At 51.0% G+C, this 23,623-nt stretch carries 27 protein-coding genes; 15 read left to right on the top strand and 12 right to left on the bottom strand.

The features are described 5' to 3' along the window. The first annotated feature begins 125 nt into the window (after nt 1–125). From rutA to rutG, 7 genes are read left to right on the top strand one after another with little or no spacing between them, the layout of a single operon-like run. Nucleotides 126–1,217, top strand: a complete 1,092-nt coding sequence (gene rutA / locus RTW80_RS13705; protein ID WP_001301233.1) for a pyrimidine utilization protein A — start codon at nt 126–128, stop codon at nt 1,215–1,217. Next, nucleotides 1,217–1,909 (top strand): peroxyureidoacrylate/ureidoacrylate amidohydrolase RutB, encoded by a 693-nt coding sequence (gene rutB, locus RTW80_RS13700; protein WP_001307708.1) that lies wholly within the window; start codon nt 1,217–1,219, stop codon nt 1,907–1,909. Before rutA ends, rutB begins: the two co-directional genes overlap by 1 nt. A gap of 11 nt (nt 1,910–1,920) precedes the next feature. Beyond that, nucleotides 1,921–2,307 (top strand): 3-aminoacrylate deaminase, encoded by a 387-nt coding sequence (gene rutC / locus RTW80_RS13695; RefSeq protein WP_001126780.1) that lies wholly within the window; start codon nt 1,921–1,923, stop codon nt 2,305–2,307. 7 nt (nt 2,308–2,314) lie between these two features. Further along, the gene (rutD, locus tag RTW80_RS13690; RefSeq protein WP_063119202.1) at nt 2,315–3,115 is read left to right on the top strand and encodes a pyrimidine utilization protein D; all 801 of its coding nucleotides are present in this window, start codon (nt 2,315–2,317) and stop codon (nt 3,113–3,115) included. Nucleotides 3,116–3,124: 9 nt separating this feature from the next. Then, nucleotides 3,125–3,715, top strand: a complete 591-nt coding sequence (locus tag RTW80_RS13685) for a malonic semialdehyde reductase (RefSeq protein WP_001001189.1) — start codon at nt 3,125–3,127, stop codon at nt 3,713–3,715. A gap of 10 nt (nt 3,716–3,725) precedes the next feature. After that, nucleotides 3,726–4,220: an NADH-dependent FMN reductase RutF gene (gene rutF, locus RTW80_RS13680; protein ID WP_001028095.1), complete on the top strand. Its 495-nt coding sequence runs from the start codon at nt 3,726–3,728 to the stop codon at nt 4,218–4,220. Between the two features lie 20 nt (nt 4,221–4,240). Then, a complete protein-coding gene (gene rutG / locus RTW80_RS13675) occupies nt 4,241–5,569 on the top strand; it encodes a pyrimidine utilization transport protein G (protein ID WP_012304885.1) in 1,329 nt (442 codons plus the stop codon). A gap of 257 nt (nt 5,570–5,826) precedes the next feature. Here rutG and RTW80_RS13665 read toward each other — a convergent pair whose 3' ends face one another. After that, nucleotides 5,827–6,000, bottom strand: coding sequence for a general stress protein (locus RTW80_RS13665; RefSeq protein WP_001273658.1), 174 nt, complete (start codon nt 5,998–6,000; stop codon nt 5,827–5,829). Nucleotides 6,001–6,372: 372 nt separating this feature from the next. Here RTW80_RS13665 and wrbA point away from each other — a divergent pair, with 372 nt between their 5' ends. Together wrbA and RTW80_RS13655 are read left to right on the top strand one after the other, a co-directional pair. Further along, the gene (wrbA, locus tag RTW80_RS13660; RefSeq protein ID WP_001151437.1) at nt 6,373–6,969 is read left to right on the top strand and encodes an NAD(P)H:quinone oxidoreductase; all 597 of its coding nucleotides are present in this window, start codon (nt 6,373–6,375) and stop codon (nt 6,967–6,969) included. Nucleotides 6,970–6,989: 20 nt separating this feature from the next. Beyond that, entirely contained in the window at nt 6,990–7,217 is a 228-nt protein-coding gene (locus RTW80_RS13655) for a YccJ family protein (RefSeq protein WP_001143120.1), read from the top strand. 219 nt (nt 7,218–7,436) lie between these two features. Here the strand turns inward: RTW80_RS13655 and agp are convergent, their stop codons facing one another. Beyond that, nucleotides 7,437–8,678, bottom strand: a complete 1,242-nt coding sequence (agp, locus tag RTW80_RS13650; protein ID WP_001044280.1) for a bifunctional glucose-1-phosphatase/inositol phosphatase — start codon at nt 8,676–8,678, stop codon at nt 7,437–7,439. 292 nt (nt 8,679–8,970) lie between these two features. Next, nucleotides 8,971–10,227 (bottom strand): YccE family protein, encoded by a 1,257-nt coding sequence (locus RTW80_RS13645; protein ID WP_312719332.1) that lies wholly within the window; start codon nt 10,225–10,227, stop codon nt 8,971–8,973. A gap of 260 nt (nt 10,228–10,487) precedes the next feature. Here RTW80_RS13645 and cbpA point away from each other — a divergent pair, with 260 nt between their 5' ends. After that, complete coding sequence (cbpA, locus tag RTW80_RS13640; protein ID WP_000420621.1) at nt 10,488–11,408, top strand: curved DNA-binding protein; 921 nt, start codon at nt 10,488–10,490, stop codon at nt 11,406–11,408. After that, the gene (gene cbpM, locus RTW80_RS13635; RefSeq protein ID WP_000024560.1) at nt 11,408–11,713 is read left to right on the top strand and encodes a chaperone modulator CbpM; all 306 of its coding nucleotides are present in this window, start codon (nt 11,408–11,410) and stop codon (nt 11,711–11,713) included. Before cbpA ends, cbpM begins: the two co-directional genes overlap by 1 nt. 151 nt (nt 11,714–11,864) lie before the next feature. Here the strand turns inward: cbpM and torD are convergent, their stop codons facing one another. From torD to torC, 3 genes are read right to left on the bottom strand one after another with little or no spacing between them, the layout of a single operon-like run. Next, complete coding sequence (gene torD / locus RTW80_RS13630; protein ID WP_000209868.1) at nt 11,865–12,464, bottom strand: molecular chaperone TorD; 600 nt, start codon at nt 12,462–12,464, stop codon at nt 11,865–11,867. Continuing rightward, complete coding sequence (torA, locus tag RTW80_RS13625; RefSeq protein ID WP_001062091.1) at nt 12,461–15,007, bottom strand: trimethylamine-N-oxide reductase TorA; 2,547 nt, start codon at nt 15,005–15,007, stop codon at nt 12,461–12,463. Before torA ends, torD begins: the two co-directional genes overlap by 4 nt. Next, on the bottom strand, nt 15,007–16,179 hold the full coding sequence (torC, locus tag RTW80_RS13620) for a pentaheme c-type cytochrome TorC (protein WP_001230242.1): 1,173 nt from the start codon (nt 16,177–16,179) through the stop codon (nt 15,007–15,009). Before torC ends, torA begins: the two co-directional genes overlap by 1 nt. 129 nt (nt 16,180–16,308) lie before the next feature. On the opposite strand from torC, the gene torR reads away from it, so the two are divergent. Beyond that, nucleotides 16,309–17,001 carry a two-component system response regulator TorR gene (torR, locus tag RTW80_RS13615; RefSeq protein ID WP_001120125.1) on the top strand — a complete coding sequence of 231 codons (693 nt, stop codon included), beginning with the start codon at nt 16,309–16,311 and terminating at the stop codon, nt 16,999–17,001. Here torR and torT read toward each other — a convergent pair. Then, nucleotides 16,974–18,002 carry a TMAO reductase system periplasmic protein TorT gene (gene torT, locus RTW80_RS13610; protein ID WP_001264933.1) on the bottom strand — a complete coding sequence of 343 codons (1,029 nt, stop codon included), beginning with the start codon at nt 18,000–18,002 and terminating at the stop codon, nt 16,974–16,976. The genes torR and torT overlap by 28 nt on opposite strands. Before the next feature lie 82 nt (nt 18,003–18,084). Between torT and torS the strand changes: the two genes are divergently transcribed. Next, nucleotides 18,085–20,829 carry a TMAO reductase system sensor histidine kinase/response regulator TorS gene (gene torS, locus RTW80_RS13605; protein WP_001300633.1) on the top strand — a complete coding sequence of 915 codons (2,745 nt, stop codon included), beginning with the start codon at nt 18,085–18,087 and terminating at the stop codon, nt 20,827–20,829. Nucleotides 20,830–20,900: 71 nt separating this feature from the next. Beyond that, the gene (locus RTW80_RS13600; RefSeq protein WP_000829668.1) at nt 20,901–21,974 is read left to right on the top strand and encodes a 4Fe-4S binding protein; all 1,074 of its coding nucleotides are present in this window, start codon (nt 20,901–20,903) and stop codon (nt 21,972–21,974) included. A 47-nt stretch (nt 21,975–22,021) separates the two neighbouring features. Here RTW80_RS13600 and RTW80_RS13595 read toward each other — a convergent pair whose 3' ends face one another. The 4 genes from RTW80_RS13595 to cspG are packed head-to-tail and all read right to left on the bottom strand — an operon-like array spanning nt 22,022 to nt 22,801. Beyond that, nucleotides 22,022–22,195 (bottom strand): GnsA/GnsB family addiction module toxin, encoded by a 174-nt coding sequence (locus RTW80_RS13595; RefSeq protein WP_001019197.1) that lies wholly within the window; start codon nt 22,193–22,195, stop codon nt 22,022–22,024. After that, nucleotides 22,185–22,415, bottom strand: a complete 231-nt coding sequence (gene ymcE / locus RTW80_RS13590) for a protein YmcE (protein ID WP_001309400.1) — start codon at nt 22,413–22,415, stop codon at nt 22,185–22,187. Before ymcE ends, RTW80_RS13595 begins: the two co-directional genes overlap by 11 nt. Continuing rightward, entirely contained in the window at nt 22,390–22,578 is a 189-nt protein-coding gene (locus RTW80_RS13585) for a cold-shock protein (protein WP_071524879.1), read from the bottom strand. The genes ymcE and RTW80_RS13585 overlap by 26 nt, the downstream gene beginning before the upstream one ends. A 10-nt stretch (nt 22,579–22,588) precedes the next feature. Next, complete coding sequence (cspG, locus tag RTW80_RS13580) at nt 22,589–22,801, bottom strand: cold shock protein CspG (RefSeq protein WP_000066490.1); 213 nt, start codon at nt 22,799–22,801, stop codon at nt 22,589–22,591. A gap of 285 nt (nt 22,802–23,086) precedes the next feature. On the opposite strand from cspG, the gene cspH reads away from it, so the two are divergent. Then, a complete protein-coding gene (gene cspH / locus RTW80_RS13575; RefSeq protein WP_000087763.1) occupies nt 23,087–23,299 on the top strand; it encodes a cold shock-like protein CspH in 213 nt (70 codons plus the stop codon). 264 nt (nt 23,300–23,563) lie between these two features. Here the strand turns inward: cspH and RTW80_RS31375 are convergent. Next, a partial coding sequence (locus tag RTW80_RS31375) for an IS1 family transposase (RefSeq protein ID WP_071528444.1) occupies nt 23,564–23,623 on the bottom strand: 60 nt, incomplete at its 5' end.

The raw sequence follows: 23,623 nt of genomic DNA, 5'->3' as shown, positions 1-23,623 counted from the left end.
AATAACATTCACTTTTTTAAAAACTGGCATCCACTTTGCAAACAAGCCATTACGCGGCTGAAAAGGATATGCAGGACGCAGTGCCCCGTCTGACTTTCACTTTACGAGACGAAGAGAGGTTGATGATGAAAATTGGCGTATTCGTACCTATTGGCAACAACGGCTGGCTCATTTCGACCCACGCGCCGCAGTACATGCCGACCTTTGAACTGAATAAAGCCATCGTGCAAAAAGCGGAGCACTACCATTTCGATTTCGCCCTGTCGATGATCAAACTGCGTGGCTTTGGCGGCAAAACTGAGTTCTGGGATCACAACCTTGAGTCGTTCACCTTGATGGCGGGGCTGGCGGCCGTGACCTCGCGCATTCAGATTTACGCCACCGCCGCCACCTTAACGTTACCTCCAGCAATCGTCGCCCGTATGGCCGCAACCATCGACTCAATCTCTGGCGGGCGTTTTGGCGTCAACCTCGTGACTGGCTGGCAAAAGCCCGAGTATGAGCAGATGGGTATCTGGCCTGGCGATGACTATTTCTCCCGTCGTTACGACTATCTCACCGAGTATGTTCAGGTGCTGCGCGACCTGTGGGGCACGGGAAAAAGCGATTTTAAAGGCGATTTTTTCACCATGAATGATTGTCGCGTCAGTCCGCAACCGAGTGTCCCTATGAAAGTGATCTGCGCCGGGCAAAGCGACGCTGGCATGGCGTTCTCCGCCCAGTATGCCGATTTCAACTTCTGTTTCGGCAAAGGCGTAAATACACCCACGGCTTTCGCCCCGACCGCTGCGCGGATGAAACAGGCCGCAGAGCAAACCGGGCGCGACGTTGGCTCTTATGTATTGTTTATGGTGATTGCCGATGAAACCGACGATGCCGCTCGCGCCAAATGGGAACACTACAAAGCGGGCGCGGATGAAGAGGCGTTAAGCTGGCTAACCGAACAAAGTCAGAAAGATACCCGCTCAGGTACTGACACCAACGTCCGTCAGATGGCCGATCCCACTTCGGCGGTAAACATCAATATGGGGACGTTAGTCGGTTCTTACGCCAGTGTCGCGCGCATGTTAGATGAAGTCGCAAGCGTGCCTGGTGCCGAAGGCGTGCTGTTAACCTTCGACGATTTTCTGTCGGGAATCGAAACCTTCGGCGAGCGCATTCAACCACTGATGCAGTGCCGCGCCCATCTCCCTGTGCTGACTCAGGAGGTGGCATGATGACGACATTAACCGCTCGACCGGAAGCCATTACCTTCGATCCGCAGCAAAGTGCGCTGATCGTGGTGGATATGCAAAACGCCTATGCCACGCCAGGCGGCTACTTAGATCTCGCCGGGTTTGATGTCTCAACCACTCGCCCGGTCATTGCCAACATTCAAACCGCCGTGACTGCAGCGCGAGCGGCAGGGATGTTGATCATCTGGTTTCAAAATGGCTGGGATGAACAGTATGTCGAGGCTGGCGGCCCTGGCTCACCGAATTTTCATAAATCGAACGCCCTGAAAACCATGCGTAAACAGCCGCAGCTGCAGGGGAAATTGCTGGCGAAAGGCTCCTGGGATTATCAACTGGTGGATGAACTGGTGCCGCAGCCTGGCGATATTGTGCTGCCGAAGCCGCGCTACAGCGGTTTCTTCAATACGCCGCTGGACAGCATTTTGCGCAGCCGCGGAATACGCCATCTGGTTTTCACCGGCATCGCTACCAACGTCTGCGTCGAATCGACGCTACGCGACGGCTTTTTTCTGGAGTATTTCGGCGTGGTGCTGGAAGACGCAACTCACCAGGCGGGGCCGGAATTTGCGCAGAAAGCTGCGTTGTTCAATATCGAAACCTTTTTTGGCTGGGTCAGCGACGTCGAAACGTTCTGCGACGCGCTTTCTCCCACGTCCTTTGCTCGTATCGCTTAAGGAGTTTAACGATGCCAAAATCCGTAATTATTCCCGCTGGCAGCAGCGCACCGCTGGCCCCCTTCGTTCCCGGCACGCTGGCTGATGGAGTGGTGTATGTCTCCGGTACGCTGGCTTTTGATCAACATAATAACGTGCTGTTTGCCGATGACCCAAAGGCGCAAACCCGCCACGTTCTGGAAACCATCCGCAAGGTGATCGAGACGGCGGGTGGCACGATGGCGGATGTGACCTTCAACAGCATCTTTATTACCGACTGGAAAAATTACGCCGCGATTAACGAAATCTACGCCGAGTTTTTTCCGGGTGATAAACCGGCGCGATTCTGCATTCAGTGCGGACTGGTAAAACCTGACGCGCTGGTGGAAATCGCCACAATTGCGCATATCGCCAAGTGAGGCCGCGATGAAACTTTCACTCTCACCTCCCCCTTATGCTGATGCACCCGTAGTGGTGTTGATTTCGGGTCTTGGCGGTAGCGGCAGTTACTGGTTACCGCAACTGGCGGTGCTGGAGCAGGAGTATCAGGTAGTCTGTTACGACCAGCGCGGCACCGGCAATAATCCCGACACACTGGCAGAAGATTACAGTATCGCCCAGATGGGAGCGGAACTGCATCAGGTGCTGGTAGCCGCAGGGATTGAGCATTACGCGGTGGTCGGCCATGCGCTCGGTGCGCTGGTGGGAATGCAGCTGGCGCTGGATTATCCCGCGTCGGTAACTGTGCTGGTCAGCGTTAACGGCTGGCTACGAATAAACGCCCATACGCGCCGCTGTTTTCAGGTTCGCGAACGATTACTGTATAGCGGTGGCGCGCAGGCATGGGTGGAAGCGCAGCCGTTGTTCCTCTATCCCGCCGACTGGATGGCGGCCCGCGCACCTCGCCTTGAGGCAGAAGACGCGCTGGCACTGGCGCATTTTCAGGGCAAAAATAATTTACTGCGTCGACTTAACGCCCTCAAACGCGCTGACTTTAGTCACCATGCGGATCGCATCCGCTGCCCGGTGCAAATCATCTGCGCCAGTGATGATCTGCTGGTGCCATCAGCATGTTCCAGTGAACTTCATGCCGCCCTGCCCGATAGCCAGAAAATGGTGATGCGCTATGGCGGACACGCCTGCAACGTGACCGATCCCGAAACGTTTAATGCTCTGTTACTCAACGGGCTTGCCAGCCTGTTACATCACCGTGAAGCCGCCCTGTAAGGAATTGCTATGAACGAAGCCGTTAGCCCAGGTGCGCTTAGCACCCTGTTCACCGATGCCCGCACTCACAATGGCTGGCGGGAGACACCCGTCAGCGATGAGACGTTACGGGAGCTTTATGCCCTGATGAAATGGGGGCCGACATCAGCTAACTGTTCTCCGGCACGTATCGTGTTTATCCGCACTGCAGAGGGAAAAGAACGTCTGCGCCCGGCGCTTTCCAGCGGCAATCTGCAAAAAACCCTGACCGCGCCCGTCACCGCTATCGTCGCATGGGACAGTGAATTTTATGAACGGTTACCGCAACTGTTTCCTCACGGCGATGCCCGCAGTTGGTTTACCTCCAGCCCACAACTTGCCGAAGAAACAGCGTTTCGCAACAGTTCCATGCAGGCGGCCTATCTTATCATCGCTTGCCGTGCGCTGGGACTGGATACCGGCCCGATGTCGGGTTTTGACCGTCAACACGTTGACGACGCCTTTTTTGCGGGCAGCACGCTGAAGAGCAATCTGCTGATTAATATCGGCTATGGCGATAGCAGCAAACTTTTTGCGCGCCTGCCACGTCTGTCCTTTGAAGAAGCCTGCGGGCTGTTGTAAGGAGCAAACTATGAACATTGTCGATCAACAAACTTTTCGCGATGCGATGTCCTGCATGGGCGCGGCGGTCAATATCATCACCACGGACGGTCCAGCCGGGCGCGCCGGGTTCACCGCCAGCGCCGTCTGCAGCGTGACCGACACGCCGCCCACATTACTGGTGTGCCTGAATCGTGGGGCGTCCGTCTGGCCGGTATTCAATGAAAATCGAACGCTGTGTGTAAATACACTTAGCGCCGGGCAGGAGCCGCTTTCAAACCTTTTTGGCGGCAAAACGCCCATGGAACACCGCTTTGCCGCCGCCCGCTGGCAGACTGGTGTGACCGGATGCCCGCAACTGGAAGAGGCGCTGGTTTCGTTTGACTGCCGTATCAGCCAGGTGGTGAGCGTCGGCACCCACGACATTTTGTTTTGCGCCATCGAAGCGATTCATCGTCACGCCACACCCTACGGGCTGGTGTGGTTCGATCGCAGTTATCACGCGCTGATGCGCCCTGCTTGTTAACCTCCTTAAGGAGACAGCTGATGGCAATGTTCGGTCTTCCTCACTGGCAGTTAAAATCGACCTCTACAGAGAGCGGCGTGGTCGCGCCGGATGAACGATTGCCGTTTGCTCAGACGGCAATAATGGGCGTTCAACACGCGGTGGCGATGTTTGGCGCGACGGTGTTAATGCCGATTCTGATGGGGCTGGATCCCAATCTTTCCATTTTAATGTCGGGGATCGGCACATTACTGTTTTTCTTTATTACCGGCGGGCGCGTCCCCAGTTATCTCGGTTCCAGCGCGGCTTTTGTCGGCGTGGTGATTGCCGCGACGGGCTTTAACGGTCAGGGCATTAACCCGAATATCAGCATTGCGCTGGGCGGGATTATCGCCTGTGGGCTGGTTTATACCGTCATTGGCCTGGTGGTGATGAAAATCGGTACACGCTGGATTGAACGGCTAATGCCGCCGGTGGTGACGGGTGCGGTGGTGATGGCGATTGGCCTGAACTTAGCGCCTATCGCAGTGAAAAGTGTATCGGCTTCGGCCTTTGATAGCTGGATGGCGGTAATGACGGTGCTGTGTATTGGGCTGGTGGCGGTGTTTACCCGTGGCATGATCCAGCGATTATTGATTCTCGTAGGATTAATTGTCGCCTGTCTGCTGTATGGCGTGATGACCAACGTTTTAGGGCTGGGAAAAGCCGTCGATTTTACTCTCGTCAGCCATGCTGCCTGGTTCGGTTTGCCACATTTTTCCACTCCTGCTTTTAATGGTCAGGCAATGATGCTGATTGCGCCCGTGGCGGTGATTCTGGTGGCGGAAAACTTAGGCCATCTCAAGGCGGTCGCCGGGATGACCGGACGCAATATGGATCCATATATGGGACGGGCATTCGTCGGTGATGGGCTGGCGACGATGCTTTCTGGTTCTGTCGGTGGCAGCGGCGTAACCACCTACGCCGAGAATATCGGTGTAATGGCCGTGACAAAAGTCTACTCGACGCTGGTGTTTGTCGCTGCTGCCGTCATCGCCATGCTGTTGGGCTTTTCACCGAAATTTGGCGCGCTGATTCATACCATTCCGGCCGCGGTGATTGGTGGTGCATCAATTGTTGTGTTCGGGCTGATTGCCGTCGCAGGCGCAAGGATCTGGGTACAAAACCGTGTCGATTTAAGCCAGAACGGTAATTTGATTATGGTCGCAGTAACCTTAGTGCTGGGCGCGGGTGATTTTGCTCTCACGCTGGGCGGTTTTACGTTGGGAGGGATTGGTACAGCAACCTTTGGCGCGATTTTACTCAATGCGTTGTTAAGCAGAAAGTTGGTTGACGTTCCACCGCCAGAAGTTGTTCATCAGGAGCCATAAACAGAAAACCGCCGGGATTACCCGGCGGTGCAGATTGTTGACAACGTACGCATTGTTCATGCCGGATGCGGCGTAAACGCCTTATCCGGCCTACAAAACAGTGCAAATTCAATATATTGCAATCTTCTGGTAGGCCTGATAAGCATCGCGCATCAGGCAAGCTTACATTTGTCATCAGTATCAACCACCGGGTAACCGGCGGTGATGGCTTTTTGACGAGCTACAGACAAAAATGCATTCGTCATTGATTAGCCCGGCTAGTTGTCGCTTTTGCCGTGACTGCTCTTGCCACCTTTTTTACCTGCTTCAGATGCGCGCTGCGGGTCATTCTTGAAATTACCCCCGCTGTGCTGTCCACCTTTTTTACCTGCTTCTGATGCTCTTTCGCGGTCTTCTGCAAAATTGCCGGAACCGCCTCGATGGTTTGCCATTACTGACCTCCGTCTGGGTATAGACATCATATTGCATAGAATTAACGCGGCGTATGGCGGCTGCCATATTTTCGCTACGTGGGACTAAGCTTAGTGAACTGACGCGGGCAGACCCGCGTTTGGTAATATCCTGCAACAGCTTCTTAGCGAGAATAGATATCATCTCCAATAATTATCCATAAGCCGCTCTTATGATTAAAAAAACGCGATGAGATAAAAATGTGTCATTTTGCGACAAAATTACGTGCTTGTGAAAGTTGTTATAAATCAAATAAGTGGTTGTGAAATTTGCACTCTGAAAAGGACGTCTTATCTTTAAATAAGTGGTAGCGAATCGCTACGGAATAGAGATAACACGAGGAGTGGTTAGAAATGGCTAAAGTTCTGGTGCTTTATTATTCCATGTACGGACATATTGAAACGATGGCACGCGCAGTCGCTGAGGGTGCAAGCAAAGTGGATGGCGCAGAAGTTGTCGTTAAGCGTGTACCGGAAACCATGCCGCCGCAATTATTTGAAAAAGCAGGCGGTAAAACGCAAACTGCACCGGTTGCAACCCCGCAAGAACTGGCCGATTACGACGCCATTATTTTTGGTACACCTACCCGCTTTGGCAACATGTCCGGTCAAATGCGTACCTTCCTCGACCAGACGGGCGGCCTGTGGGCTTCCGGCGCACTATACGGAAAACTGGCGAGCGTCTTTAGTTCCACCGGTACTGGCGGCGGTCAGGAACAAACTATTACTTCAACCTGGACGACCCTTGCGCATCACGGCATGGTAATTGTCCCCATTGGCTACGCAGCGCAGGAATTATTTGACGTTTCACAGGTTCGCGGCGGTACGCCGTACGGCGCAACAACCATCGCAGGCGGTGACGGCTCACGCCAGCCAAGCCAGGAAGAACTGTCTATTGCTCGTTATCAAGGGGAATATGTCGCAGGTCTGGCAGTTAAACTTAACGGCTAATCTTCAACAGGAGGATACGCATGCCAACTCAAGAAGCGAAAGCTCATCACGTCGGTGAATGGGCATCTCTGCGCAATACGTCGCCGGAAATAGCCGAGGCCATTTTCGAAGTCGCCGGGTACGACGAAAAAATGGCGGAAAAGATTTGGGAAGAAGGTAGCGATGAAGTGTTAGTCAAAGCCTTTGCTAAGACCGATAAAGATTCGCTTTTTTGGGGCGAACAGACCATCGAACGTAAAAACGTTTAACCAGCGGCTCCCCCGCTTCACGCGGGGGGGCTTTCAAATTGTTGACAAAGTGCGCTTTGTTCATGCCGGATGCGGCGTGAACGCCTTATCCGGCCTACATGATCGTGCAAATTCGATATAGTGCAATTCTCGGGTAGGCCTGATAAGCGTAGCGCATCAGGCAATCTCACGTTTGTCATCAATCTCATACTCCCCCGCTTCTCGCGGGGGAGTTTTCTGTTATTTCACCGCTTCATTCAACACGCTATCAAATTTATCCATCGGGCAGAAACCGTTGGCATCTATCGGGCAACCGCTTAATTCCAGCGTCACACGCTGAGCAGGTGCCTGCAGGGTTAACGCATCGGCATTACGTAACTGTTCCGCACTCTGATACACATATTCAATTTTCATCAAATCGCGATTGGCTTTGCTGTCATGCCAACGCTGGAAAACGATTTTGCCGCCAATCGGCGTGCGTTCGTTCTGGTCATGCAACTGATACGGTTTGAAATCCAGCGCCGTTAACAGAGAGGCAATGTTGGAGTCGTGCCCAACCAACACTGTAATTTTCGGTGCGCTGGTGCGATCGGTGACCAGAGCTTTGTCGATATAACTGACCAGCGGTTTCGCAACATTGCGCGCCACTTCCGGTGAGGTAAACAGGCTGTCCTGGTAGCCGTTTTTAAGCTTCGACAACACCTTCCACTGCTGGTCAGATTTGATTTCTCCCCAGGCCACCTGATCCATCGGAAAACCTTCGTAGTATTGCAAAGTAAACGCATCTACCAGCGAGTTGCCGACTTTCAGCGGCCCGGAAACACCTGGTTCTTGTTGATACTTCGCGCTAAAGGTATTTTTGCCATCCACCAGCGAACACTGTTGTTTCTCTTTACAGGCAGGGGAATCTTTATAGTTAACGATTTTTTCCAGTAGCTGGTAGCTGTCGGTAAGCTGGAGTTTGCTGAGCTCTTTCTCCATTGCCGCCACCGCCTGTTCACTGAATGCGGCGGAATCATCGGTGATCACCGGGTTAAAGGTTGGGTCCATAGTGCCCATTTTTTCCTGGTGATGCACAGGAATATCACACCCCGGGAATGCGCCGGTAATAAAGAACTGTGCGGTCGCAACGGTACGTTGCAGACTATTGGCATAGGCATAAACGGTGTACGGCGGCGGGCATTCCCCCGATTTCACCATCCCCTGCTCTGCCAGCCATTCACGCATGTAATGGCCCATATACACTTCGAGCACGCCACCTTTGGTGGTGAGTTGCCCACCGGGGACGTCCCATTCTGGCCATTTATTCGGCGTCGACTGCTCCAGCACACTGCCATTGTTCGCCAGCGGCGCACGTAAGTTATGGCGGCTCATCATGAGCACTTGCTGTAGCTGATAGCCTTCCGGTACGGTTTGTGCCTGAGCGTTTGAAGCGAGTAAAACTATCCCTGCCACAGCTGCGGCGATTAGCGTTTTGTTCATTCCTGGCACCTCTTTTGTTATCAATCACTAAAGAGTGTGACAGAAATATGACATTTTTCCGGGAACAGGTTCGCAAAATGGCTTGTTGAACGCCTGTTTTTCTATATACATCTTCAAAAACAGGCAAGGTTTGACGCAAACTATGCCTGATTAGCCCCTGCCTCGCGTACGCCGCTGATAATTGCACCTGTGGCTAAACAGAATATCTGCGGCGTTACCAATACAGAGACAATATTTACCAATAAAAAAGTGTGAGACTAATAACAATGGTTTTTAGCATATGCCTTTGCCATTAAATTGCATAACGATTTAAATAGTCGAGTTGCGCATTCATTTCCTTATTGTTTAACTTGTAAGCCTGAGCAAAAAGTTCAGGAGGGAGGTAAACGTCATAATGATTGCCAGTGTTCATTAAATAACCATACTCAAGATCTTCATCTGTTGAAAAGGATTCATTCCCCAAGGAGATTGATGCCACATTACTATTAACAATAAATAATGAGCAAATGCTATCTGAAAGAACAGCAAGAAAATTCTTCACCGCTTTAATCCTATCCGACGTGTCGGTATCTAAAGCAAGCAAGTTCTTGTTATCATTAAATATAAACTCGGGTAAATGCAGGATACATTTTTCGTTATTCAAGCAACTATCAATGAATTGTTTTTTAAAAAACAGAAAGCTCCATGACATAAGACTACTCTGCCCCTGAATTTGGTTGTCAGATTGTAGATCAACGCCAAATAACGTCTTTACATCTTCCCTGAGATTATAGAATGCCGTATCAACAAGAGCCTCGATCGTTTTTTTATCAACCATTTTAATGAATTCGTTGTAAACTTCCTTTTGCATCTTATAACTGACCAGCGCCCATGAATAATCATGTTGTTTTAAAACCAGTATAGCTCTTAACAGACAATATCCATCGCCATCTACAGGAACATATTTTAATCCTAATGCCTGGTTAGTTTCACGCTGAATAAAAGATATACCAGACAAATCAATGTCAGAATCCAAATCAGATATTCCCGGCGTATTTATCCGCTCTGGCTGGACACTTATATTTTCATCATCAAAACAATACTCAGAAAAAACATCATCACACGCATTAATGTTTTCAATATATTCCATAAAGCCATACCAATAATAACCTTTAAAATCTGTGATAGACTCTGAAGCTCTGCCCGGCAAGGACACTCTAACAATATCAATATCTCGAACATATTGTATAGTATATGTAATACCTCCTGAAACCCCTGAATAAATTTGTGTATCATTAGTACGCAATGTTCTCATAAATAATGATAGATCATTATCATTCTGCATTTCCTCAAATTCTTTTTCTAGTGATTCACATTCCAGACATGGAGTATCCTCTTCATTTACTTTACGTCTGAGTTCATTGTATAACCGCATAAAACACACCAGTGTGTTTTCAAAAAGCGTGATTGAATATGTTTGATTTTTTTCGTACTCATTTTTTATATCGTTCCAGGCCTGTTTCAAATAATTATTTGCAGTGCAACTAATTCCATGTATATTACTACCCATATATAGCGTCTATAAAATTTAATAAATAATGACGCCCTAGTTAAACTTAAAGTGCCTGGTTCAACTATCAAAAATCGCTCACCCTTTTTCACCTGTTTAAAATATGTTCAGCAACCCATCTTGATGGCGACCTCCTCTCCGCGATGATTTCAATAACATATTCTGTGTTGGCATATGAAATTTTGAGGATTACCCTACACTTATAGGAGTTACCTTACAGGGGTTCCTTCAATTTGTGTTGATTTACGCGAGATAACGCTATGGAATTAAAGGATTATTACGCCATCATGGGCGTGAAACCGACGGACGATCTCAAGACAATCAAGACCGCCTATCGTCGACTTGCCCGCAAATACCATCCTGATGTCAGCAAAGAACCGGATGCCGAAGCCCGCTTCAAAGAGGTCGCTGAAGCCTGGGAAGTGTTAAGTGATGAACAACGTCGCGCTGAGTATGATCAGATGTGGCAACATCGCAACGATCCGCAATTTAACCGTCAGTTCCACCATGGCGACGGTCAGAGTTTTAACGCCGAAGATTTTGACGATATCTTCTCGTCAATTTTCGGTCAGCATGCCCGCCAGAGCCGTCAACGCCCCGCCACACGCGGCCACGATATTGAAATCGAAGTGGCGGTATTCCTCGAAGAAACGCTTACTGAGCATAAGCGTACCATCAGCTATAACCTGCCGGTTTATAACGCCTTTGGCATGATCGAACAGGAAATTCCGAAAACGCTGAATGTGAAGATCCCGGCGGGCGTCGGCAATGGTCAACGCATCCGTCTGAAAGGCCAGGGGACGCCGGGCGAAAACGGCGGTCCAAATGGCGATTTGTGGCTGGTGATTCATATTGCGCCACATCCGCTGTTTGATATTGTCGGCCAGGATCTGGAAATTGTGGTGCCGGTTAGCCCGTGGGAAGCGGCGCTGGGTGCTAAAGTCACCGTTCCAACACTGAAAGAAAGCATTTTGCTGACTATCCCGCCAGGCAGCCAGGCCGGGCAACGATTGCGCGTTAAAGGCAAAGGTCTGGTGAGCAAAAAACAGACCGGCGATCTGTATGCGGTACTGAAAATCGTGATGCCGCCGAAACCGGATGAAAACACTGCCGCGCTGTGGCAGCAACTGGCAGACGCCCAGTCGTCTTTTGATCCACGTAAAGATTGGGGGAAAGCATAATGGCTAATGTTACGGTGACTTTTACTATTACCGAATTTTGCCTGCATACCGGCATCTCTGAAGAGGAGTTGAATGAAATTGTCGGTTTGGGGGTGGTTGAACCGCGTGAGATCCAGGAAACAACCTGGGTATTTGACGACCATGCCGCCATTGTGGTGCAACGCGCGGTACGCCTGCGTCATGAACTGGCTCTGGACTGGCCGGGGATCGCGGTGGCGCTGACGTTAATGGATGATATTGCGCACCTGAAGCAGGAAAACCGCCTGCTGCGCCAGCGGCTTTCCCGGTTTGTAGCTCATCCGTGATGTGTGTTTGCCGGATGCGATGACGCATCTTAACCGGTCTACAAAGATTACAGTTCCTGTGGGCCGGATAAGACGTTCACGCCGCATCCGGCAACTGCGCCATAATGCCTGATGCGACGCTAAACGCGTCTTTTCAGGCGCACAAACGACGTTATCTGTTTTGGTGGTCGCACTCCACTAACACCAGCAATAACTGGCTTAGTGCCGCGTAAAAACCAAAGCTGTCATACTGACGACAACGCGCAACAAACTCTGGTAACCATTGCCACAGCGCCGTCAGTGTTTTTTGCCGCAAACTGTCGATTCTTCGCGCAGGAACGGTCCCCTCTCCCAGCGAAAAATGCAGATGGCTGAGCAATTCGAGATAGATCGCCAGATGATCTGCCGGTTCGTTGAAATTGCCGCTGGTTTCCATCCCTGCCTCAACTAACAAGCGTTTAATCTCTTGCTCGTCCTGTTTGTAGGCCGATGCATACGGCAGCGCCGCTTGTTTGTCGGTCATCAGAAACAGGCCGCAAAAGTCAGCGGCCAGTTCCAGACGGGCATCGTCACGTACTGTCAGCGTGGCAATACAGTTTTCCAGCTCATTCACCGCCGCAGCCAGCGGCGGTTCGCTTTTCAGCAACGAAAACCATTCAGCCATCTGCGCACTGGCGATTTGCGTCAGTTGTTCATCGTCCAGCTCACGGGAGAACAACTGCGCTAGCCAGGCGTAAACACAGGCAATCTGTTGTGCTGTCAGCGTGGTCATGATTTCACCTGCGACGCGGGAACATATTCGCACTGCGCCACCATCTCCACGGGGCCGTTAAACGCCGTCACCTGCTCCACTGTTCCGTTGTACTTCTCAATTTCCACCAGCGTAGTGTGCGCACTGGTCGCCTGCGCCAGCTGCGATGTACCGATGTCGATGGTCAACACGTTGGGGTTACCGTATTTGCACAGCGCACCAGGCTCGCCGCCTTTATCTGGATCGTACCATGCCCCTTCGTGAATTCGTGCCACGCCGGGTGCATAGCGGTCAGAAACCACTGCCCCTGCCAACACCTGACCGCGAGCGTTAAAGACGCGTACCACATCACCGTTACGAATACCGCGCGCGCTGGCATCCTGCGGGTTAATGAATACTGGCTCTTTACCCGCTACCGTATATTGCTGACGCAGCGTTTCCGACTCACATAACTGCGAGTGAAGTCGGAAATCCGGATGCACAGATTGCAGATGCAACGGATACTTTTGCGAGCCAGGCCCACCGTGGGAGCGTTCGATTTTCTCAAACCACATCGGATGCCCCTGACAATCGTCGTAGTTCATATCGGCGATAGTTTTCGAGTAGATCTCAATCAGGCCACTCGGCGTGCCCAGCGGTTCGAGATCCGGATCTTCGCGGAATGCCTGGTGGCGAACAAACATCTGCGGATGGTCAAACTCGACGTACTCTTTGTTATTCCAGAAGTCATCAAACGCTGGCAGATGAACGCCGCGTCCTTTGCCTTGCTGTACACCTTCCTGCCAGATGCGTTTCAGCCAGCCCATTTCGTCCAGCCCTTCGGTAAAGGCTTCTTCGCGATTAAAGCGACGGCACAGCTCGCGGAAAATATCGAAGTCGTTGCGCGCCTCGAACTGCGGCGGCACCACCTGTTTCATGGCGATAATGCCACGGTTGGAGTGATTGCCGTACTGGTCGAGATCGTTACGCTCAAACTGCGTGGTCGCAGGCAGTACGATATCGGCAAAGCGGCAGGTTGAGGTCCACTGGTTATCTATGGCGATAACCGTTTCCAGCTTGCGCAAGCCTTCAATAATGCGGTTGATCTGCTGATGGCGATGGAATGGGTTAGTTCCGGCAAAAATACACATTTTCAGCGGCGGCAGTTTTACCGATTTACCGTTCCAGTTGATCACTTTCCCCGGTTCGAGGATCGCATCGATAAAACGGGCAATCGGAATAGTGCTGCTGTAGCCTTTGTAGTCACTGTTGTCGTGAACAGGCGGAATCGACGTAGAGCCGGAGAAACCACTCAGAATAACGCCTTTACGCCCCGGCGTGCCTGCGCCGTTGTAGTGCCAGCCAAAACCAAAACCACCACCTGGCAGGCCAATTTGCCCCAGCATCGCCGCCAGAACCACAATCATCCACGCCCACTGTTCACCGTGCTGCATACGCTGCACGCACCAGCCAGCAATAATTTGCGTTCTGTTCGCCGCCATCTGCCGCGCCAGCCCACGAATGGTTTCGGCATCAATGCCGGTCAGTTTTTCAGCCCATGCGGCATCTTTCGGCTGACCGTCTTTCTCACCCAGCAGATACGGCAGGAACTGCTCAAAACCCACACAGTAGTTAGCAAGGAAGTTTTTGTCGTACAGGTTTTCACTGTACAGCGTATGTGCCAGCGCCAGTTGCAGCGGCACGTCAGTTTGCGGGTTAACCGCAATGTGCTTCACATGCTCGCGCCCCAGATACTCATGGGTGGATGTGACAACCGGATCGATGCTGATGACCTCAATTTCACCGGCGGCGACTTTCGCTTTTAGCTGCGCGTAATATTCATAAACATCGTGATCCGGGCACCACCAGTTCGCTTGCTGGTTTTTCAGCAAATCGGAGCCCCACAGCACAATGGTTTTGCTGTTCTGCAATACCAGCGGCCAGGAGGTTTGCTGTTCATACACTTCCATCGAACCGACTACGCGCGGCAGGATCACCTGCGCAGCACCGGTAGAGTAATCTCCGCCCGTACCAACGCTATTACCATGCAAGGCAATAGCTTTCGCCAGCATCCCCGAAGCGTTATGGAACATCCCCGTCGATTGCCAACCACTGGCGGTCAGCAAGGCACTCGGCCCGTGAGTTTTCTGCACGCGTTCCAGTTCTTCATAGAACATGTCGAGGGCTTCATCCCAACTCACGCGCACAAAACGGTTATCACCGCGCTGGGAGGTATCGCTGAGATGGCGCTTACGCAGCCAGTCCACGCGTACCATCGGATAACGAATACGCGCCGCGTTGTGTACGTGATCCGGCAATCCGGCAATCATTTTCGACGGATATTTATCCAGTTCGAACGGTTTTGCCGCCACAAAGCGACCATCCTTCACCGTCGCGCGGATAGCCCCCCAGTGCGACCCGGTAAGAATGCCCTCTTTCGAGATGACAGCGTCAGTCGCCGCTTGCGCCGCAGTCGCACGTCGCGGCGTTAACAATGACGGCCCCAGCATCCCGGCGACGGTTAAGCCGCCGAGTTGTGCCAGAAAACGCCGACGTGATGCCTGAAAGAGATCGTTATTGTTCATTATTTTTCTTCCTTCTTATCGCCGTGAGCCTTACCTGCGGTGTCAGACGCATTCATTTGCAGATATTTCAACAAGGTGCGTTCTTCACGTTTATCGAGACTGGTAAAGCCAATCATGCCGTTGAGCGTGCCGATCCAACCGTTAGCGTCAAAGTGGGCGATTTCCGGTGCGCCGTGGCACTGGTTACAGGTGCCGTTGTACAACGAATCCGCATAAGCCCAGATCGGTTTGATATCGTTCACCATGTCGCCTTTCTTCATCCACGCAGTGGCCTGCAACTTGCTCCACTCGGTATTGGTGTCGGCAACGGTGGTTTTCTCCAGCGTTTTTACCTGCTGCTGCACATCACCACGAATCGAGGCAACAAAGATGCGTTTACCTGGGAATTGGGTGAGTACACGCTGACGTCCGGCGCTTTCCGTCCAGCCGGTAATTTCAATTTGCAGCCAGTCGCCGTCACGTTTAAGGACTTTCACTTCCGAAGCAGGCAGCAGAGAACCAGAGGCTTCTTTATCGCCTTTCGCCGCATAAATTGGCTTAATATCAATAGAGTACAGCGTGTCACCACTGTCATTAGCACTGGCGCGCAGCTCATCGAACTGCTTACGGAAGCCGCTACTCATATCCGGTAACTGGTGGGCAATACCTTTATGACAGTCGATGCAGGATTGATTATCTTTCGCTGCCACCTTCATCTGACGTGCTGCTTCAGGATGCTGCTTCGCATGATCCATCGCATCGTAGTTATGGCAGGAGCGGCAGGTTGCCGAGTTGTTTTCTTTCATTCGCGCCCATTCACGCTCGGCAAGTTCCGCGCGTTTGGCTTCGAATTTTTCAGGTGTATCAATGGAGTGAGCAATAAAGGTCTGGTAGATATCATTGCTCGCTTCCAGTTTGCGCTTCACCATGCCTGGAATATCCGGCGGGATATGACAGTCATGGCATTCAGCTCGCACGCCGGAGGCGTTCTGGAAATGCACCGACTGTTTATATTCTTCATACACCGGTTGCATACTGTGGCAACTGACACAAAATTCGGTTGTGCTGGTGACTTTGATCCCAACGTGTGGCAATACAATCAGCGCAATGCCAATCACAATCCCAATTGCGACCAGCGCCAGTACCGACCAACGAGCACTGGGTCGGCGTAGCGCGTTCCAGAGTTTCCGCATAATAACCCCTGTAGAATTATGGTTTAGTGAAGCGATCTTAATGAGCAAATATGAACAGCGGCACTGGTCAGGATGAACGGCTTACGGCAGAATATGAACAGATATGAACAGAATGAGTAAAACCCTCTGATGCCACATCACATTGTTATTGTTGAAGATGAGCCGGTTACCCAGGCGCGATTACAATCCTACTTCACTCAGGAGGGGTATACCGTTTCCGTTACGGCGAGCGGTGCCGGGCTACGGGAAATTATGCAGAATCAGTCGGTAGATTTAATTCTGCTGGATATCAACTTACCCGATGAAAATGGCCTGATGTTAACCCGCGCCCTGCGAGAACGCTCAACGGTGGGGATTATTCTGGTTACCGGACGCAGCGATCGGATTGACCGTATTGTTGGGCTGGAAATGGGCGCAGACGATTACGTCACCAAACCGCTGGAACTGCGCGAACTGGTAGTACGGGTGAAAAATCTGCTCTGGCGAATCGACCTCGCGCGACAAGCTCAACCGCACACTCAGGACAACTGCTATCGCTTTGCCGGTTATTGCCTGAATGTGTCGCGCCATACGCTGGAGCGGGATGGCGAGCCGATTAAACTGACCCGCGCAGAGTATGAAATGTTGGTGGCATTTGTGACGAATCCGGGCGAAATTCTCAGCCGTGAACGTCTGCTACGTATGCTTTCTGCGCGTCGGGTGGAAAACCCTGACCTGCGCACCGTCGATGTGTTAATTCGTCGTTTACGTCATAAACTCAGCGCGGATTTACTGGTGACGCAACATGGTGAAGGTTATTTCTTAGCCGCTGATGTGTGCTGATAAAAATAGACCGGACGAAATCCCCCTGGTGACAGCGAGCGGCGAATATGTTCACGGTCGGCATTTTTCGGCGTCAGAACTAAAATCGGTGGGCTGACATTATCAGACACCGATTGCCCCTGTAATTGCCTGATGGCCTGCTCAACCGCCAGTTCCCCCTGCCAGACCATTTGATCGCTGGCAGCCATAATCACTCTTCCCCGCTTCAGCCCGCGATACACCTGATGTGAAAGATAAAACGACACCACGGTAAGCGGCGTTTTCAGGTTACGCCCTTCCCCCATTGCCGCCTCTGCCGCAATGGCCGTTCCGGCAACGACGTCGATTTCTGGATGGCGTTCCAGCATCTCCTGCAACAGGTTACGCTGGATTTCAATATCGTTATCACCAAGCGCAATATCAACAATACGCACCGGGCTTCCGGCAATGGCTGCGCGAAAACCCTCGACCATCTCCTTACTGCCCCCGGCGTTATCGGGTCCGGGCATCAACAGCACATTCAGTGGTTTACCGTGCGCCCATTGCACCAGATATCGCCCCGGTTGATAGCCCATCTGAAACCAGGGCACACCAACGCGGCTTTTCACCTGGGGAGCATCAATAGCATTTACCAGTTCGATCACCGGCAGACTTGCTACCTGCTTTTGCAGGTCGGGAAATGAGGTCGTGCTACTACCGAGCAAAATGGCCTCTGCGCCCCACTGTTTACACTGGTCGATTTGTGCTTGCTGGGTAGCCAACTGGCTGTAGCCGCCTGCCTCCAGCACTTTTAAATCCACACCGTAGCGGCGAGCAGCCTCCTGCATACCATAGTTCAACGATAACCAATATGAATCTTTCAGGCTGGGATAAAGCGCGCACAGTTTCCATGCGCGTTTGGCTTTAAGCGGCGTAGAGGCTTGCACCGTGAAATGCTGCGCATCATGCCAGCGCAACAGGTTATCAGCCGAAAATGCCGGCAACATGAAAAGGGAAAGAAGTAAAAATAGCAGTACGCGCATGATAGCCTCATCAATAATAAGGCTTTATGCTAGATGCATTCCGCTTTGCGACTCAACCTTTTTCACCTAAAGTGCACCGACCGTGAATTTAACCCTGACCCGAAGACTCTGGATGGGCTTTGCCCTGATGGCGCTGTTAACCCTGACCAGTACCCTGGTGGGATGGTACAACCTGCGCTTTATCAGCCAGGTGGAAAAAGACAACACTCAGGCATTGATTCCTACCATGAATATGGCGCGCCAGTTGAGCGAAGCCAGCGCCTGGGAACTTTTCGCCGCGCAGAACCTGACCAGTGCCGATAACGAAAAGATGTGGCAGGCGCAGGGGCGAATGCTCACCGCACAAAGCCTGAAGATTAATGCGTTGCTGCAAGCGTTACGGGAACAAGGTTTTGATACCACCGCTATTGAACAACAGGAGCAGGAGATCTCCCGTTCGTTACGTCAGCAAGGGGAACTGGTGGGGCAGCGTTTGCAACTGCGCCAGCAACAACAGCAACTCAGTCAGCAGATAGTCGCTGCCGCCGATGAGATCGCACGCCTGGCGCAAGGTCAGGCGAATAATGCGACAACTTCCGCTGGAGCGACCCAGGCCGGGATTTACGATTTGATCGAACAAGATCAGCGTCAGGCTGCTGAAAGTGCACTCGATCGGCTGATTGATATCGATCTTGAGTATGTTAACCAGATGAATGAACTGCGCCTTAGCGCTCTGCGGGTGCAGCAAATGGTGATGAATCTGGGGCTGGAGCAGATCCAGAAAAATGCACCAACGCTGGAAAAGCAGCTCAATAATGCGGTGAAAATTCTGCAACGTCGGCAAATACGCATTGAAGATCCGGGTGTTCGTGCGCAGGTCGCAACAACGTTAACTACCGTTAGCCAATATAGCGATTTGCTGGCGCTGTATCAGCAGGACAGTGAAATCAGCAATCACCTACAAACTCTCGCACAAAATAACATCGCCCAGTTCGCGCAGTTTAGTAGCGAAGTCAGTCAGCTGGTCGACACCATTGAGCTGCGTAATCAGCACGGACTGGCGCATCTGGAAAAAGCGAGTGCACGCGGGCAATACAGCCTGTTATTGCTGGGGATGGTTTCACTTTGCGCACTGATTCTGATCCTCTGGCGCGTGGTTTATCGCTCAGTCACGCGTCCACTTGCCGAACAAACGCAGGCGCTGCAACGGCTGCTGGACGGTGATATTGACTCCCCTTTCCCGGAAACCGCTGGCGTACGGGAGCTGGATACCATCGGGCGGCTGATGGATGCGTTTCGCAGCAATGTTCATGCACTGAATCGCCACCGCGAACAGCTGGCGGCGCAGGTCAAAGCGCGTACAGCTGAATTGCAGGAACTGGTGATAGAACACCGACAGGCACGGGCGGAAGCAGAAAAAGCCAGCCAGGCAAAATCGGCGTTTCTGGCGGCGATGAGCCATGAGATCCGCACACCGCTGTACGGTATTCTCGGCACTGCTCAACTGCTGGCAGATAACCCCGCACTTAACGCCCAGCGTGATGATTTGCGGGCAATTACTGACTCTGGTGAATCGTTGCTGACCATCCTCAACGATATTCTCGATTATTCCGCTATCGAAGCAGGTGGCAAGAATGTTTCGGTCAGCGATGAGCCCTTTGAACCGCGCCCGCTGCTGGAAAGTACCCTGCAATTAATGAGCGGACGGGTGAAAGGTCGCCCGATTCGCCTGGCAACGGCAATTGCCGATGATATGCCGTGCGCGTTAATGGGCGATCCACGACGTATTCGTCAGGTTATAACCAACCTGTTGAGCAACGCCCTGCGTTTTACTGACGAAGGGTACATTATCCTGCGTAGTCGCACTGATGGCGAGCAATGGCTGGTCGAAGTGGAAGACAGCGGCTGCGGTATTGATCCCGCGAAACTGGCAGAAATCTTCCAGCCATTTGTGCAGGTAAGCGGCAAACGCGGCGGCACCGGGCTGGGACTGACTATCAGTAGCCGTCTGGCCCAGGCGATGGGCGGCGAACTGAGCGCCACCAGCACGCCGGAGGTTGGAAGCTGTTTTTGTTTACGCTTGCCGTTACGTGTTGCCACGGCACCCGTGCCAAAAACAGTCAATCAGGCGGTGCGTCTTGACGGTTTACGTTTGCTGTTAATTGAAGATAACCCGCTAACCCAGCGAATTACCATTGAGATGCTGAAAACCAGTGGTGCGCAGATTGTTGCTGTTGGCAATGCCGCGCAGGCTTTAGAGACACTGCAAAATAGCGAACCGTTTGCTGCCGCACTGGTGGATTTTGATCTGCCGGATATCGACGGCATTACGCTTGCCCGACAACTGGCACAGCAATATCCGTCGCTGGTTTTGATTGGCTTTAGCGCCCATGTCATTGACGAAACGCTGCGCCAGCGTACCAGTTCATTATTCCGCGGGATTATCCCTAAACCGGTGCCGCGTGAAGTGCTCGGTCAGTTACTGGCGCACTATCTCCAACTGCAAGTCAATAATGATCAATCGCTGGATGTATCGCAACTCAATGAAGATGCTCAGTTAATGGGGACGGAGAAGATCCACGAATGGCTGGTATTATTTACACAACATGCCCTGCCGCTTCTCGATGAAATCGACATTGCCCGCGCCAGTCAGGATAGCGAGAAAATAAAGCGTGCCGCGCATCAGCTAAAAAGCAGTTGCTCGAGTCTGGGAATGCATATCGCCAGCCAGCTATGCGCACAACTGGAGCAGCAGCCATTATCTGCCCCCCTTCCACACGAAGAAATTACACGCAGTGTTGCCGCTCTGGAAGCATGGTTGCATAAGAAAGACCTGAACGCGATTTGAATCAATATCAGCCAGTTAAGAACAACTAGAATAGTGGCATTTGGTATACAACTTAACGGACTGGCAAAATCATGGCAGAGAATAAAAGAACCCGCTGGCAGCGGCGGCCAGGCACGACGGGCGGCAAATTACCGTGGAATGACTGGCGTAATGCCACGACCTGGCGTAAAGCGACGCAATTATTACTGTTGGCAATGAATATTTATATTGCCATCACGTTCTGGTATTGGGTGCGCTATTACGAAACGGCAAGTAGCACGACATTTGTCGCCAGACCGGGAGGTATCGAAGGCTGGCTACCGATTGCCGGGCTGATGAATCTGAAATATAGCCTTGTAACAGGTCAGTTACCGTCCGTCCACGCCGCCGCGATGCTGTTATTGGTCGCTTTTATCGTCATCAGTCTATTACTCAAAAAGGCCTTTTGCTCATGGTTATGCCCGGTTGGTACGCTTTCTGAATTAATCGGCGATCTCGGTAACAAACTGTTTGGTCGGCAATGTGTCCTTCCCCGCTGGCTGGATATTCCTCTGCGCGGCGTGAAGTATTTGCTGTTGAGTTTTTTTCTCTATATCGCGTTATTGATGCCCGCTCAGGCGATTCACTATTTTATGTTGTCGCCCTACAGCGTGGTGATGGACGTTAAAATGCTCGATTTCTTTCGTCATATGGGGACCGCGACATTAATCAGCGTGACCGTTTTGCTGATTGCCAGCCTGTTTATTCGCCATGCCTGGTGTCGTTATCTTTGCCCATATGGCGCGCTGATGGGCGTGGTTTCGCTATTGTCGCCGTTTAAGATTCGTCGCAATGCCGAAAGTTGTATCGACTGTGGCAAATGCGCAAAAAATTGCCCATCACGGATCCCGGTCGATAAATTAATTCAGGTACGAACAGTGGAATGTACCGGCTGTATGACTTGCGTAGAGTCATGTCCGGTAGCCTCAACATTGACCTTTTCACTGCAAAAACCTGCGGCAAATAAAAAAGCCTTTGCGTTGTCTGGCTGGTTAATGACGCTACTGGTTCTGGGGATTATGTTTGCGGTGATTGGTTACGCAATGTATGCGGGAGTATGGCAAAGCCCGGTACCGGATGAATTGTACCGACGCTTAATTCCACAAGCGCCAATGATTGGTCACTAAATTAGCAACAAGCGGAACATCACCTCGCACGGGTGATGTTCACAAAATCACATTATTTTGATTTTGACATCATAACTTTCAAGCCCGGTCATTTTTTCTCGTGCGGTGAAGCGAATTTCAGAGACTTCTTTCCCTGTATTCTTGTTCAGCTCGGCGATTTTTTGCGCGATAAAGTCGGCGATTTCCGTTTCGGCTTGTTTTTTTAACTCTTCAATATTCACTGTTAACCTCTTCTGGTCTTAAAAGACAGCAACACGCCAGTAAGGTGTTGGTTCCCGGTACCCTGGTCAGGTAAGAAATGTTATAAGCCATCTCCCCGAAAGATTCAATAATCAACAGGTTATCGCTTACTATACATACAGCGTTGAAGAAAAATAAGGCAGATATAAAAAAGGCTCCACGAGGGAGCCTGATATTATTTTGTGAAATCCAGCGGCGCATGGTCCGTGCGTATTTGCAGCGCGACGTTATCAAAGGTGATCATCGTCGATTTACAAAAAATACACTTAGCGCCCAAAGGGTTTCGCTCCGTCACATCGAATGCCGATGTACGGTACTGTGAACCATGACAACATGGACAGCGGAAATGGAGATGTTGAGTAATAACGGCAACCTTAGAGCGTAACAACGTTCGCTGCCGCGGGGCCACGTTGCCCCTGCTCAATAGAAAATTCAACTTTCTGATTTTCGTTCAGCGTGCGGAATTCATTGCTCTGGATGGCAGTGAAATGGACGAAAACGTCTTTGCTGCCATCATCAGGAGTGATAAAGCCAAAACCTTTATCTGCGTTAAACCATTTTACTAAACCAGTCATTTTATTAGACATATTTTACTTCCTTCATTTTGGGCCTTTCGGCAAACAGGGCTTTAATACAGAAACTACTTAGTGTTCAGGAGAGAGACTCAAAAGAAGGGGATAATGCCTGATAATGAGAACTGCTTTAGTAAACTACTTTGTATGCTGTCTGTCTTTCAAACCGACGCAGCTATTAACGCATGATAATTGAGATTAAGCAAATTTTATTTTAGCCGTCCGGCGGTCTTAAATATCGCTGGCTTTATTTTATTAACCCCGTATAGTGCAGCGCAGTATTTTCAGTAAGGAATTTGTTTGTCCCGTAAAATGACAGGAATTGTCAAAACCTTTGATCGCAAAAGCGGCAAAGGATTCATTATCCCCTCCGACGGTCGTAAAGAAGTTCAGGTCCATATTTCCGCATTCACTCCCCGCGACGCAGAAGTGCTTATACCAGGATTACGTGTGGAATTTTGCCGCGTAAATGGCCTGCGAGGACCAACAGCGGCAAATGTTTATCTCTCTTAATATGACGCTGCTTGTTTAAAGCTGACTGGTTTTATTGGAATAGTGCAATAGTCAACATCATACATTATAACATCAGTTACTTTTCCACAAAGAAACTAATCCATTTAAGCGAATATCTCTGCACCTAATAGTTATAAATGCCATTTAACAGCCAGTTATAGTACCACTTGAAACTATATTACCAACAATAATTAATAGCTTTCGTAACAATTTCCTTATCTTTAATTTGTATTTTGCTAAGATTTATCTGGTAATGACTCCAACTTATTGATAGTGTTTTATGTTCAGATAATGCCCGATGACTTTGTCATGCAGCTCCACCGA

The organism is Escherichia sp. AM3 (genome assembly GCF_032029835.1).
In the GTDB taxonomy this organism is placed as follows: Bacteria; Pseudomonadota; Gammaproteobacteria; order Enterobacterales; family Enterobacteriaceae; genus Escherichia; species Escherichia coli.
The sequence above is the reverse complement of the archived record's forward strand: the minus strand, read 5'-3'. Positions and strand labels throughout refer to the sequence as shown.